The sequence below is a fragment of the Bradyrhizobium sp. 141 genome, from assembly GCF_023074055.1.
Classification (GTDB): Bacteria; Pseudomonadota; Alphaproteobacteria; order Rhizobiales; family Xanthobacteraceae; genus Bradyrhizobium.
Genome location: NZ_JADPKR010000094.1, coordinates 43,731 through 56,383 on the forward strand (window position 1 = coordinate 43,731; position 12,653 = coordinate 56,383).

A 12,653-nucleotide genomic window follows, 5' to 3' on the forward strand; every position below is an offset into this window, starting at 1 on the left:
ACCACCCACGACTGTACGTCGTCCAGACAGCCACCATCCGGTAACATCGCATATCCCGCAAGCCCAATTGCCATGCATTCCCCTGTGGGTAATGTAGATCGAACGTCTCGCGGGTGTTGGTGCGAGGGCTGCAGAGGCAGTCTTTTGAAGGCGCTGGAATGCATTGCTTCGCGTGTCAGTCGGCGATCGGTCCGGGCGACAGCTGGTGCTCCAAATGCGGGGCGGCGGTCCGTCAACGCGTTGATCCCGATAGCGAACGACGGTTCGTGACAATTCTGCGCGCCGACGTCGTCGATTCCACGGGTCTTGTTGCCGAGCTGGAGCCCGAGGCGGCGGTGTCGCGCCTCGAGCCGGCGCTTGCGGCCATGCGAGGCGCGGTGCGTCAGTTCGGCGGCATCGTCAGCAAGGAGCTTGGTGACGGGTTGGCCGCGGTGTTCGGCGCCCCGATCGCCGACGACAACCATGCGCCGCTGGCCTGCCATGCAGCCATCGAGCTTGTTCGGCGCGTTGGCGGCCTGGGTGATCCCGGACTTCAGGTCCGGGTCGGCCTCCACTCCGGCCATGTGGTTGCTTACATGGTCTCCAGCGAATTTTCCAAAGTCTACGAGATCGGCGGCGCCGCTCAGCATCTGGCCGCACGACTGGAAGCGGCGGCCGAAGCGAACCAGATCTACGTCTCCGAGGCCTGTCAGAAGCTCGCGGACGGCCACGTCCGCTTCGAATTCCTGGGCCGCAAGGCGCTCCGGGGTTTTGGCGAGCCGATGCCCGTGTACCGGGTCATGGGTGCAAGCGATCTGTCGAGCTGGCGGGTCCGACGTGCGCGCAGCGTTTCCCGGTTCGTCGACCGCACGACGGAACGGGCCTTGTTGTGGCGCGCGGCGGAAAGGGTCAGTGACAGTCGGCAGACGGTTCTGCTGATGGGTGACGCCGGTATTGGCAAGTCGCGGCTAGCGCATGAGTTCGCGCAGGACCTTCGGGCTGGCGGCTGGCGGCTGGTCGATGCCGAGTGTAGCCCGAATCTCCAGGGTGCACCGTACAGCACCCTCAAGCGCCTGTTGCTTTCGATTCTCGATGGAGCTGCTAGAGATCAGGCTAGGACCGACGCCCCTAGAGACGCGCTGCCGTGGGTGCAGCAGCGGGCGATTGACGCGGTCCTGGACCTGCCCATTTCCGATCCACAATGGGACGAACTGGAGCCTCACGCCCGCGGCCGCGCGATCTCAGACGCGAGCTGCGCAATCGTTGAAAGCATCGCCCGTCGCCAGCCGACGATCCTTCTGATCGAAGATCTGCATTGGATCGACCGGGCCAGCGACACGGTCGTGGCCACTCTTGCCGCGCTGCAAATCCCCGGTCTGCTGGTGCTGCTGACGACGCGGCCCAATGGGATGCCGGTGTGGATCGCGCGCTGCCACGCAGAAATCGTGGCGATGCAGCCGCTCGACGACGATTCGGGCCTCGCCATGCTCGCGGAGATGCTCGGCCCCGCCACGACGCACGAAGACCTGAAGAACCGGATCATCTCTCATACGGCCAACGTGCCGTTGTTCATCGAGGAAGTCTGCCGAAGCCTGAAGGACAACGGCATGCTCCTGGGGCAGTGGGGCGACCTTTCCCTGGCACGTCCCGTCGACGAGCTCGGCATCCCCAGCAGCATTCAGGGCGTGATCGCGGCGCGGCTGGACCGGGTGTCACGACAGGAACGGTCGCTTCTCCAGATCGCCGCGGCGCTTGGACCTCGAACCAACCAGGCCATCTTGCGAAAAGTCGCGGCCTTGCCGGAAGACGTCCTGCAGGAGTGCCTCACCGCGCTCGATCGGGCCGAGCTGCTCGTCAGGATCGATAGCGAGTTGGAGGACTCGCTCGAATTCCGGCACGAGATGGTCCGGCAGGTGACCTACGATTCCATGGTCGAAAAGGTGCGCGAAGGCATCCATGTCAGCATTCTCGCCGCTCTCGAGGAAGATGAGGCATGGGCCGATGGTCCGGACGCGCTCTGCTATCACGCGACGCGGGCGAAGAATTGGCAGAAGGCGTTTCACCATGGCAGGAGCGCCGCTCGGAAATGCCTGGCGCGTTCGGCCTATGCCGACGCGGTCGATTATTTCGAGATCGCGATGGGATCGCTCGACAAGACCCCAGTGACGGACGCACGAGAGGCGGACGCCATCGATCTCCGGATGGAGGCGCGTTTGGCCTTCGCCGGATCGGGACGCGTCGCCGAGGCTCTGGATCTGGGACGGGAAGCCGAGCGACGTGCCGATGCGATCAATGACATTGGACGCAAGGTCGCGGCCATGACGATGCGGGCGGGCGCGCAGAACTTCTATGGCACGCCGGTCGAGGCCGTCGTGATCGGCGAAGACGTCGTGCATCTGGCGGAAAGCTCGGGCAATCCCGGCTCGCGCAATCTCGCGCAATACAGTCTCGGACAGGCCTATTTTCTGTCCGGCCGCTACCAAAGCGCCCGGAATATGCTGGCTGCGGCCCGCATCCAGCTTGCGGGTGAGGCCGCGAGTGTTCCGATCGGCACCACGCCGCGCTCCTTGCTCCTCCTCTGCTGCATGATGAACAGCATCACCCACACCGTCATGGGCGAGCTCGAGGCCGCCGAGCAGCTCCAGCGCGAGGCTTCCGCGATCGCCGAGGAGACGGGCCGTCCCTACGACCGCGTCGCTGCCGCCTACAGCGGCGGCTGGCTGAAGCTCGGTCAGAACGATCCCGCTGCGGCCGCCGCCATTCTCGAAGACGGCTTTGTCCTTGCGCAGAAGCACGGCATCCGGCTGTTCGTGCCGGTGCTCGCCTGCCACCTCGGCATCGCCTATCTGGAGCAGGGTCTGTTCGACCGGGCGCGCGGCATGCTGGCCGAGGCGCGCGAGGAGGCGAAGGCGGTCGGCTATACCTCGGCGGTGCTGCGCAGCTCGATCTACCTTGCGCTCGCGACCTCCCGCCTCGGCGACGTCCAGGCGGCGCAGAACATGCTGCGCGAGGCGCGCAACACCGCCCGCCAGCAAGGGTTTTCCGGCCTCGAGGCCGAAGCCCTGTTCGGTGAGGCCGTCGTGACGCCTCCCTCAGGCGAGGCGAACAAGGCCGCGATCCTTGCCGCCCTGCGCGCGGTGGTCACGATCGCTTCCGAAAGCGGCGCGCAGCCACTCCAGAGCAAGGCCGAGGCGATGCTGGCCGGGATGCTGGCGCGAGGCGACGAGCTGACCTGACTCCGTCCCGCCCGGGTTCGCGATAACGCCGCCGCGGCCGATATGGGCCTCACTTCACCAGCGGGCAGCCGCCATCCTTCAGCGGCCGAAACGCCTGGTCGGCGGGCACTTCGGCGAGCAACTTGTAGTAATCCCACGGCCCCTTCGATTCCTCCGGCTTCTTCACTTGAAACAGGTACATGCTGTGCACCATGCGGCCGTCCTCGCGCAGGGTGCCGTTGTCGGTGAAGGCGTCGCGCACCGGCAGCTCGCGCATCTTCGCCATCACCGTCTTGGTGTCCTTGGTGCCGGCGGCCTGGACGGCCTTGAGGTAATGCAGTGTCGCGCTGTAGGTCGCGGCCTGGTTCATCGTCGGCATGCGCTTGACGCGCTCCAGGAAGCGCTTGCCGAAGGCGCGGGTCTTGTCGTTGAGATCCCAGTAATAGGCCTCGGTGATGATCAGGCCTTGCGCGAGCTTTAGCCCCAGGCTGTGCACGTCGGAGATGAACATCACGATCGCGGCCAGGTTCTGGCCGCCGGCGACGATGCCGAACTCGCCTGCCTGCTTGATCGCGTTGATGGTGTCGCCGCCGCCATTGGCAAGGCCGATGATCTTGGCCTTGGAGGCCTGGGCCTGGAGCAGGAATGACGAGAAATCCGCCGTATTGAGCGGATGCTTGACGCTGCCCAGCACCTTGCCGCCGGCGGCCTTCACGACATCGCCGGTGTCGCGCTCGACCGAATGGCCGAACACGTAGTCGGCGGTGAGGAAGAACCAGGTGTCGCCGCCGTTCTTGACGATGGCGCTGCCGACGGTGTGGGCGTTGGCGTAGGTGTCGTAGGTCCAGTGCGCGGTGTAGGGCGAGCAGGATTTCCCCGTGATGTCGGAGCTGGCCGCATCCGTCACGATCATGATCTTCTCGTACTGCTTCGACAGCTCCATCACGGCAAGCGCGGTCGCCGACGTCGGCAGGTCGATGATCATGTCGACGCCTTCGGTCTCCCACCATTTGCGGGCGATGGTGGAGGCGACGTCGGGCTTGTTGAGCACGTCGGCTGAGACCATGTCGATCGGCTTGCCGAACATCTGGCCGCCGAAATCCTCGATCGCCATCTTGGTCGCCTCGACATTCCCCATGCCGCCAATGTCGGAATAGACGGAGGAGAAGTCCGAGAGCACGCCGATCTTGAGCGATGCCTGCTGGGCGGAAGCGGGGATAGTCAGGGCAGCCGACAGCAAGCCGGCCGCAGACACGAGTGCTGCGATAGGTCTCATGGATACGTTTCCTCTTGAGCGGGACTATTTTGTCCCTTTGTCCGACAAAGTTAAAGCTCGGTCCCGGAGGAGTCAATTTGTTGCCTATGGGGCCTAATTGTCGCAGTTTGACGCGTCCTCCGGCCGGTTCTATAGTTTGTCCGACAATCGCCATTGGAGACCGATTTGCCTGTCGCGCCGCTTTTCCGACCGATCGATGTCGCGCCGGCCTATCAGAAGGTCGCCGACGCCATCGAACGCGAGATCGTCAATGGCCGCATCAAGCCGGGCGATCCCATCGGCACCGAGCACGATTTGGTCCGCCAGTTCGGCGTCAATCGCTCGACCATCCGTGAGGGGATCCGTGTGCTGGAGGAGGGCGGGCTGATCCGGCGCGATTCCTCCCGCCGCCTGCACGCCTGCCTGCCGCGCTACAGCAAGCTCGCAAGCCGTCTCAGCCGCGCGCTGGTCCTGCACGAGGTCACTTTCCGCGAGCTCTACGAGGCCTCCATGACACTGGAGGTCGCCAGCATCGAGGGCGCGGTGGAGCGCGCGACCGACGACAATCTCGCCGAGCTCGACGACAACCTCGTGCGCAGCGAGGCCGTGGTCGGCGATCCCGCGAGGCTGGCCGAATGCGATGCCGAATTCCACGTTCTGGTCGCCAAGGCCTCGCAGAACCGTGTGCTCCAGCTCGCGCGCGAGCCCGCAGCGCAATTGTTCTATCCGACCACCGAGATGATCGTGACCGGTGTCGCCGAAGGCGGCCCACGTCTCGTCGCGGCGCACCGCCATCTCATCGACGCGATCCGCTACCGCGACCGCGAGGCCGGCGTGCTCTGGACGCGCCGGCATTTGCAGGACTGGCGCCGCGGCTTCGAGAAGATCGCTTCGCTCGATCGTTCGGTCGAGCACATGTACATGGAGCACGCGCAGGCGGCCCGGCGCAGATAGCGCAAACAAACAAGACGCAAGTTCTCAAGCAATAAACCTAGCAAACAAAGACATCACATGGAGGGACACATGACCGGCGACACCGCAGCCACCATCTCGAAAGCCCGCGAGCATTCCATCGGCGACCTCCTGCGCCGCTCCGCGGGCCGAGAGCCGAACAAGCTTGCGCTGAGCTGCGGCGAGGTGAGCTGGACCTTCGCCGAGATGGACGCGATCTGCAATCGGCTCGGCCGCGGCCTGCTCGGCCTCGGCGTCAAGAAGGGTGACCGCATCGCGGTGCTCTCGCGCAATTCGCACGCCTTCGCCGCGCTGCGTTTTGCGGTGGCGCGGATCGGCGCGGTGCTGGTGCCGATCAACTTCATGCTCAATCCGGACGAGATCAATTTCATCCTGAAGAGCTCCGGGGCAAAATTGCTCGCGACCGGTCCCGATTTCGTCGACCCCGCGCGCACAGCCAGCGCCAAGGATTGCGCGGTCGAGAAGATGATCTGGCTGCCGGGCGAGGATCCTGCGGCCGCGCCTGCGGGCCTCACCACCTTCGACGATCTGCTTCACGCCGACCGCTCGTTCCTGCAAGCATCGGTCGACAGCCGCGATCTCGCCCAGATCGTCTACACCAGCGGCACGGAATCGCTGCCCAAGGGCGCGATGCTGACCCATGAAGCCGTGATGTGGCAGTATGTCAGCTGCATCATCGATGGCGGCATGAGCGTGGAGGACAAATTCCTGCACGCCCTGCCGCTTTATCACTGCGCCCAGCTCGACGTCTTCCTGGGGCCGCAAATCTATCTCGGCGCCTCCGGCGTCATCACGGGCAAGCCGACGGCGGACGGCATTCTGGCGCTGATCCAGGCGCACAAGATCACGTCCTTCTTCGCGCCGCCGACGATCTGGATCGCGATGCTGCGCTCGCCGAATTTCGACAAGACCGATCTGTCGACGCTGCAGAAAGGCTATTACGGCGCGTCGATCATGCCGGTGGAGGTGCTGCTCGAGCTTCAGCGCCGCCTGCCCAATGTCAAATTCTGGAACTTCTACGGCCAGACCGAGATCGCGCCGCTCGCGACCGTGCTGCGGCCGGAGGACCAGCTGCGCAAGGCGGGCTCGGCGGGCAAGCCCGTGCTCAATGTCGAGACGCGCGTGGTCAACACCGCGATGGAGGACGTCAAGGTCGGGGAGGTCGGCGAGATCGTGCACCGCTCGCCGCATCTATTGTCCGGCTATTACAACGACCCCGTGAAGACCGCGGCCGCGTTCTCCGGCGGCTGGTTTCACTCCGGCGACCTTGCCACGGTCGACGAGGATGGGCACATCACCGTGGTCGACCGGGTCAAGGACATGATCAAGACCGGCGGTGAGAACGTCGCAAGCCGCGAGGTCGAGGAGATGGTCTACCGCATTCCCGCCGTCTCCGAGGTCGCCGTGGTCGGCCTGCCCGATCCGCGCTGGATCGAGGCGGTCACGGCCATCGTCGTCGTCAAGAGCGGTGAAAAGCTGGACGAGGACGCCGTCATCAAGCACTGCGCCGGCCAGATGGCGCACTTCAAGGTGCCCAAGCGCGTCATTTTCGTCGACGCCTTGCCGAAGAATCCGAGCGGCAAGCTGCTCAAGCGCGAGCTGCGCCAGCGCTTCGTCGGTGGCGAGACGCTGGACAAGGCGATCCAGAAGAATTTTGGGACGTAGAACCGGGCGGCGTTCGGCAGCGTCGAGTTTGGCTAGCCGGCGCCGCCGGCCAGCTTCCTGACATCGTCGGGCGTCTGTCCGAAGCGGCGGCGAAACGCGCGATGGAAGTAGGAGACATCGTGGAAACCCGCGAGATGCGCGATCTCGATGATCTTGCGGGTGCGCATGGCAGGATTTCGAAGCAGCCGATCGGCGCGCAGCAAGCGCTGCTCCAGCACGAAGCCGCTATAGGTGATGCCCGCCTGCTCGAACAGCAGCTGGATCGTGCGTGGGCTGACCCGGTGCGTGGCCGACAGGACGGTGAGCGACAGCGCGGGGCTGTCCAGCTGCGCCAGGATGTCGGATTTGAGCGTCTCGAGACGCGCTGCGGCAAGACCGCGCGTCCGAGCTTCCTCGGCGACATCGCCGCGGGCTCCGATCATCAGCACCGAAAGGTCGAATAAATGCTGCGAGACCGCATCGAGCTCCGCGGGCGCGAGCTTGTCGGCATAAGCATGCGCGAGATCGTAATATCGCAGGAACATCGATGTGATCGGATTGGCGCCGGGGATCGACTGAGCAATCAGGTCCTCGGCATTCGGGCAGACGCGCAGCAGCGCCTTACGCGGCAGCAGCGCGGTCCGGAAGTTACCGTTCCCGGTCTGAGTGATGTAGGCGCCTTTGATCGAGGGGTCCCCGATTGTGACGTCGCCCGCCGCGATCTCCAGCGGGCGTTTTCCCATGGTCCCGCGCAACGCCGAATTGGGCGACGTCGTAATCACCAATTCGTCGTTCGTCCCCAACGACACGAAAGATATCGGCGAGCCGAACGAGGCCGAGAGTCTGATGCGGGGAAGAATGGCCGGCGCAATGGTCCGGTGAACTCGCCCTTCCCCGACCGGCACGAAATCGACGTTCGCCACCTGACGGCAAAACTGCTCGCGCCATCTTTCATAGGCCGGGCCATTCGGGTCGCCGTCAAAGGAGAGTTGAGGCTGGATCATCGATCGGGAAGGGCAGGTTAGTTGGCGATTGCGGCAGGTTGTATCGTTACGCCGCTGCGCCGCAACGGCAAAAGCGCAGGATTGCGTGATAAGCCACTCGCGATGACGCGCTGAGACCGCGACCAGGTGCCGCAGTCAAGTGGGTGTCCGGACCGCGCCAGGCGCCGCCGCTGTCGCTGCCTTTGACTTCACTCGATTCGCCGGTTCGTCCCTCGCGGCGAACGAGACCGGCTCCAGCCCTAATCGTCGGCGTGACATCGGTGACGGCGATGAAGCTCAATACCTCTTCACCGCTGCCCCGAACGCGAACCACAGCGCCATCGATGCGAGCCCGAAGCCGCCGAGCAGCAGGAAGGTCGGACCGTAGCCGATCCATTGCGCGATCCAGCCGCCGAGCGCGGGACTGAGGCTGGCGCCGACACCCTGCACCGTGATCACGGCGCCCTGGCCGAGATTGATGCGGCCGGTGCCATTGAGCGCGCGCGCGACCATGCCGGGAACGGCAACGGTTTGCAGACCCGTGCCGATGCCGTCGAGCACCTGCATCGGCACGACGCCCCACCATCCCGTAACGAAGAAGGCGAGCACGCCGCGAATGGGCAGGAACATGAAGGAGATCAGGATGATCGGCCAGTAATTGCGCTTGCTTGCGGCCTTCATCGCGATCAGCGACGTCACGACCATCACGCCCTGTGCGATCACCACGGTGGTCGCGACGAAGCTCGGGCCGTTGGCCTGTCCCTCGGCTACCGCCGCGAGCCCGTAGAGCGGGACGATCGCGGCATTGCCGAGGTGGAATAGCGCGAGCGCGAGCGCCAGCACGAGCAGCGCCCGGTGCTTGAGCAGCATCGTCATCGCATCCGGCGGCGCCTTGGAGTCATCCTCCTTGCTGCCGCGCGCGGCCCGGTCATCGATTGCCTTGGCCGGGATCATCAGCACGCACGCGATCGCGATGGCACCGAACACGGCCGCCAGCATGAACACGGCGACATAGCCGTATTTGTAGCCGAGATAGCCCGACAGCGCGGCGCCGACCATGTTGCCCGCGTGGTTGTACGCCTGGTTGCGGCCGTTGAGTGCGTTGAAACCCTTCTGCTTGGCGATGCCCAGCGTGATGCCCGTCACCGCCGGCACGATCGCGGCGCTCGCCAACGATTGCGCGACTTGCGAGAACGTCACCGCCCAGAAATTTTGCGAGATCAGGATGATGGCGGAAGCGAGAACGACGCAGATGCCGGGAATGACGACCCATAGCCGCTTGTTGCGGCTGGCATCGATGAAGCCGCCGATCGGCGTCGTGATCAGCATGCCCGCGACATTGCCGATCGTCAGCGCAGTGCCGATCAGCCCGGTCGCCCAGCCGCGCTCCTGGAGGAATACGCCGACGAACGGACCGATGCCCGACTGCATGTCGGCCATGAAGAAGTTGAGCGCGAACAGGGGCCAGAGGCGGGAGGGAGAAGGGGATCGCGATGTCATCGATACCTAGACATGCTCTTCGTGTGTCGTGGTCCTCTTGGCCAATCGTTCTGGCGTGGATCTGAACGTAACGGACGTTCGCGGCGTTGGTTCCAGTCACCCTTGCCGCTCATCGACCTTGCTGAACGCTCGTTCGCAATGTCATCCTGCGATCTTCCCACGGAGCTCGAGTCATGCCTCTCTGGACCTGCGAAACCTGCGGCGCGCAATTCCGGAACGGCGGAAATCCGCCCGCCTCCTGCCTGATTTGCGAGGACGAGCGGCAGTTCGTGAACTGGAAAGGGCAGAGCTTCCTCGCGCGCGAGGAGCTCGCGCGGGCGTACCGGTTGGTGGGCCGCGACGATCTCGGCCTCACCGGCATCGGCCTGGAGCCGAGCTTCGCCATCGGGCAACGCGCGCTGCTGGTGCCTCAAGGCGACGGCTGCGTGATGTGGGATTGCATTCCGCTGGCAACCGATGAAGCCATCCAATACGTTGCAGCACTCGGCGGACTGAAGGCGATCGCGATCTCGCATCCGCACTACTACGGCGCGGTCGCCGACTGGAGCGATACCTTTGGCGGCGTGCCGGTCTATCTGCATGCCGACGATCGCGCTTTCGTCACGCGGCCGCATCCCTCGATCGTGTACTGGACCGGCGAAAGCCACCGCATCTCCGACGATTTGCTGCTGCTGCGCACCGGCGGTCATTTCGCCGGCGCCACCATGCTGCACGCCGCGCGCGGTGCGGACGGCAGGGGCGCGCTGCTCACCGGCGACATCGCCCAGGTGACGATGGACCGCCGCTTCGTCAGCTTCATGTATTCCTACCCCAACTACATGCCGCTCAATGCCGCCGCGGTGCGGCGGATCGCGGCCGCCGTCGCGCCGCTCGCCTTCGATCGCATCTATGGCGCATGGTGGGGGCGCAACATTGCCACTGGGGCCAAGGCGGCCTTCGCGGCATCGGTGGAGCGCTATATCGCCGCCATCACCTGAGCGGGCGGTCCGGTGGATTTATCTTGCCGGTCCAAAATAACTGTACTAAAAGTACAGTTATTGAGCGCGGCGCAACGGCGCGTCCGCGGGCTCGGTATGATCGATGCATTGCCGCGCCAGCGGCGTATTCTGGGCCGCGAGCGGGAGTCCGGTTCATGACGGCGCACTACGACATCTTCGAAGCCGGCGACGTCACCCTCCAGTCCGGGGCCGTCTTCTCCTCGCTGAAGCTTGCCTACAAGACCTACGGCACGCTGAGCCCGGCAAAGGACAACGTCATCCTCTATCCGACGTCGTTCAGCGCGCAGCATTTTGACACCGAGTGGCTGATTGGCCCGGACGGCGTGCTCGATCCCACGCGCTACTTCATCATCATCCCGAATCTGTTCGGCAACGGCCTGTCGTCCTCGCCGTCCAATAGCGCGGCGCCGTTCCCGGAGGTGACCTATCACGATGCGGTCGCGGTCCAGCACCGGCTCCTCACCGAGCGCTTCGGCATCGCAAAGCTTGCGCTCGTCTACGGCTGGTCGATGGGCGGCATGCAGGCCTATCACTGGGCGGCGCTGCATCCCGATATGGTCGCGCGCGCGGCCGTGGTCTGCGGCAGTGCGCGTTGCGCGCCCTACAATTACGTCTTCCTGGAAAGCGTGAAGGCCGCGCTAACCGCCGATCCCGCCTTCCGCGACGGCCGCTTCGCCGAGAAGCCCGTCGCCGGCTATCGCGCCATGGGGCGTGTCTATGCCGGCTGGGCGATGTCGCACGGCTTCTATCGCGACGAGCTCTGGCGCGAGGCCGGCTTCAGCTCGCTGGAGGACTATCTCGTCCGTGCCTGGGATGCGACCTTTGCTCGGCGCGACGCCAATGATCTGCTGGCGCAGATCGGCATCTGGCAGCGCGGCGACATCAGTCGCTGTAGTGCATTCGGCGGCGATCTCGATCGGGCGCTGGCGGCGATCAAGGCGCACATGCTGCTGATGCCGGGCGCGACCGATCGCTATTTCGATGTCCGCGACAACGAGGACGAACTCGGCCGGCTGACCAACGCCAACTCGGCCGTGCTGCATCCGATCCCGTCCCTGCACGGCCATCGCGCCGGCAACCCCGTTGGCAATCCGCGCGACCAGGCCTTCATCAAGGCCGAGGTCGCAGCCTTCCTCGGCAAGTGACAAGGCATCCGACCATGACTGACGCGACCGTTTCAGAATCCGGCCACCGCCTGAAGCCGCTGACGCCGGCGATGCTGCGCGAACTGTCGGTCCGCTCCAATCTCAGAGGCGCGGCGCAGAGCCTTGGCCATTATGGCGTGATCGTGCTGGTGGGCGCGCTGATCTGGATGGTCGCTTCCCGCCATGGCGCGCTCTGGGCGCTGCCGTTGATGGCGGTGCAGGGCTATTTCGTCGCCTTCCTGTTCATGGCGGTGCACGAGACCGCGCACAAGACCGCGTTCAGGAGCCGCGGCCTCAATCTCGTCGTCGGCCATCTCTCGGCATTCATCATCGGATTGCCCTACGAATATTACTGCCTGTTTCACTGGGACCATCACCGCTACACCCAGGATCCCGACAAGGATCCCGAGTTGATCGTCGGGGTGAAGCCGGCATCCGACACGCAGCTCGCTATCGCCTATAGCGGCCTGCTGCAAGTCGCCGGGCGTCTGCGGCTGATGCTCGGCCATGCCGTCACGGGTAAGGTCGTCGTGCCCTGGATTCCCGAGGGCAAGCGCGCCACCATCGTTATCGAGGCGCGTGCCTATGTCGCGCTCTATGTCTTGCTGCTCGCGCTCTCGCTGTGGTTTTCGTCCGCGTTGCTGCTTTGGGTCTGGATCGTCCCGCTCGTCATCGGGCAGTTCTTCCTGCGGCCCTATCTCTATGCCGAGCATACCGGCTGCTACCGCACCCGCAGCGCTTTCCAGAACACCCGCACCACCTATACCGGCGCGGTCGTCAAATGGTTCGCGTGGAACATGCCCTACCATGTCGAGCACCACGCTTATCCCTCGATCCCCTTTCATGCGCTGCCGAAGCTGAACGAGATCGTCGATGGCGAGATCGTGCATCGCGGCCGCGGCTACATCAGAACGACGCGCGAGACCTGGGCCTGGTTTCGCCGGCAGCGGCAGGGCGGCTAG

At 64.8% G+C, this 12,653-nt stretch carries 10 protein-coding genes; 7 read left to right on the forward strand and 3 right to left on the reverse strand.

Translation table 11 applies throughout. The annotated features are described in order from the left end of the window. The first annotated feature begins 158 nt into the window (after window positions 1–158). Window positions 159–3,215 carry an adenylate/guanylate cyclase domain-containing protein gene (locus IVA81_RS27675; RefSeq protein WP_247323884.1) on the forward strand — a complete coding sequence of 1,019 codons (3,057 nt, stop codon included), beginning with the start codon at window positions 159–161 and terminating at the stop codon, window positions 3,213–3,215. A gap of 49 nt (window positions 3,216–3,264) precedes the next feature. On the opposite strand, the gene IVA81_RS27680 is transcribed toward IVA81_RS27675, so the two are convergent. Continuing rightward, window positions 3,265–4,470 carry an ABC transporter substrate-binding protein gene (locus IVA81_RS27680; RefSeq protein ID WP_247323886.1) on the reverse strand — a complete coding sequence of 402 codons (1,206 nt, stop codon included), beginning with the start codon at window positions 4,468–4,470 and terminating at the stop codon, window positions 3,265–3,267. 165 nt (window positions 4,471–4,635) lie between these two features. On the opposite strand from IVA81_RS27680, the gene IVA81_RS27685 reads away from it, so the two are divergent. Both IVA81_RS27685 and IVA81_RS27690 read left to right on the forward strand, forming a co-directional pair. After that, window positions 4,636–5,403 (forward strand): FCD domain-containing protein, encoded by a 768-nt coding sequence (locus IVA81_RS27685; protein ID WP_247323888.1) that lies wholly within the window; start codon window positions 4,636–4,638, stop codon window positions 5,401–5,403. Window positions 5,404–5,472: 69 nt separating this feature from the next. Then, window positions 5,473–7,086 carry an acyl-CoA synthetase gene (locus tag IVA81_RS27690; RefSeq protein ID WP_247323890.1) on the forward strand — a complete coding sequence of 538 codons (1,614 nt, stop codon included), beginning with the start codon at window positions 5,473–5,475 and terminating at the stop codon, window positions 7,084–7,086. Window positions 7,087–7,118: 32 nt separating this feature from the next. Here the strand turns inward: IVA81_RS27690 and IVA81_RS27695 are convergent, their stop codons facing one another. Next, a complete protein-coding gene (locus IVA81_RS27695) occupies window positions 7,119–7,808 on the reverse strand; it encodes a helix-turn-helix domain-containing protein (RefSeq protein ID WP_247323892.1) in 690 nt (229 codons plus the stop codon). Here IVA81_RS27695 and IVA81_RS27700 point away from each other — a divergent pair. Beyond that, complete coding sequence (locus IVA81_RS27700) at window positions 7,807–7,947, forward strand: hypothetical protein (RefSeq protein ID WP_247323894.1); 141 nt, start codon at window positions 7,807–7,809, stop codon at window positions 7,945–7,947. The genes IVA81_RS27695 and IVA81_RS27700 overlap by 2 nt on opposite strands. Window positions 7,948–8,345: 398 nt before the next feature. On the opposite strand, the gene IVA81_RS27705 is transcribed toward IVA81_RS27700, so the two are convergent. Next, window positions 8,346–9,548, reverse strand: a complete 1,203-nt coding sequence (locus tag IVA81_RS27705; RefSeq protein ID WP_247323895.1) for an MFS transporter — start codon at window positions 9,546–9,548, stop codon at window positions 8,346–8,348. Between the two features lie 173 nt (window positions 9,549–9,721). Between IVA81_RS27705 and IVA81_RS27710 the strand changes: the two genes are divergently transcribed. The 3 genes from IVA81_RS27710 (at window position 9,722) to IVA81_RS27720 (ending at window position 12,653) form a co-directional block, all read left to right on the forward strand. Further along, window positions 9,722–10,525, forward strand: coding sequence for an MBL fold metallo-hydrolase (locus IVA81_RS27710; RefSeq protein ID WP_247323897.1), 804 nt, complete (start codon window positions 9,722–9,724; stop codon window positions 10,523–10,525). Between the two features lie 155 nt (window positions 10,526–10,680). Then, window positions 10,681–11,691 carry an alpha/beta fold hydrolase gene (locus IVA81_RS27715; RefSeq protein WP_247323898.1) on the forward strand — a complete coding sequence of 337 codons (1,011 nt, stop codon included), beginning with the start codon at window positions 10,681–10,683 and terminating at the stop codon, window positions 11,689–11,691. Window positions 11,692–11,705: 14 nt separating this feature from the next. Next, window positions 11,706–12,653, forward strand: coding sequence for a fatty acid desaturase (locus IVA81_RS27720; protein ID WP_247323899.1), 948 nt, complete (start codon window positions 11,706–11,708; stop codon window positions 12,651–12,653).

What these genes read in the sequence shown, in the direction of transcription:
- IVA81_RS27710 (WP_247323897.1), top strand. Translation starts at nt 9,722, where the DNA reads ATGCCTCTCTGGACCTGCGAAACCTGCGGCGCGCAATTCCGGAACGGC.
- IVA81_RS27720 (WP_247323899.1), top strand. Translation starts at nt 11,706, where the DNA reads ATGACTGACGCGACCGTTTCAGAATCCGGCCACCGCCTGAAGCCGCTG.
- IVA81_RS27690 (WP_247323890.1), top strand. Translation starts at nt 5,473, where the DNA reads ATGACCGGCGACACCGCAGCCACCATCTCGAAAGCCCGCGAGCATTCC.
- IVA81_RS27695 (WP_247323892.1), bottom strand. Translation starts at nt 7,808, where the DNA reads ATGGGAAAACGCCCGCTGGAGATCGCGGCGGGCGACGTCACAATCGGG.
- IVA81_RS27700 (WP_247323894.1), top strand. Translation starts at nt 7,807, where the DNA reads ATGGTCCCGCGCAACGCCGAATTGGGCGACGTCGTAATCACCAATTCG.
- IVA81_RS27675 (WP_247323884.1), top strand. Translation starts at nt 159, where the DNA reads ATGCATTGCTTCGCGTGTCAGTCGGCGATCGGTCCGGGCGACAGCTGG.
- IVA81_RS27715 (WP_247323898.1), top strand. Translation starts at nt 10,681, where the DNA reads ATGACGGCGCACTACGACATCTTCGAAGCCGGCGACGTCACCCTCCAG.
- IVA81_RS27705 (WP_247323895.1), bottom strand. Translation starts at nt 9,548, where the DNA reads ATGACATCGCGATCCCCTTCTCCCTCCCGCCTCTGGCCCCTGTTCGCG.
- IVA81_RS27680 (WP_247323886.1), bottom strand. Translation starts at nt 4,470, where the DNA reads ATGAGACCTATCGCAGCACTCGTGTCTGCGGCCGGCTTGCTGTCGGCT.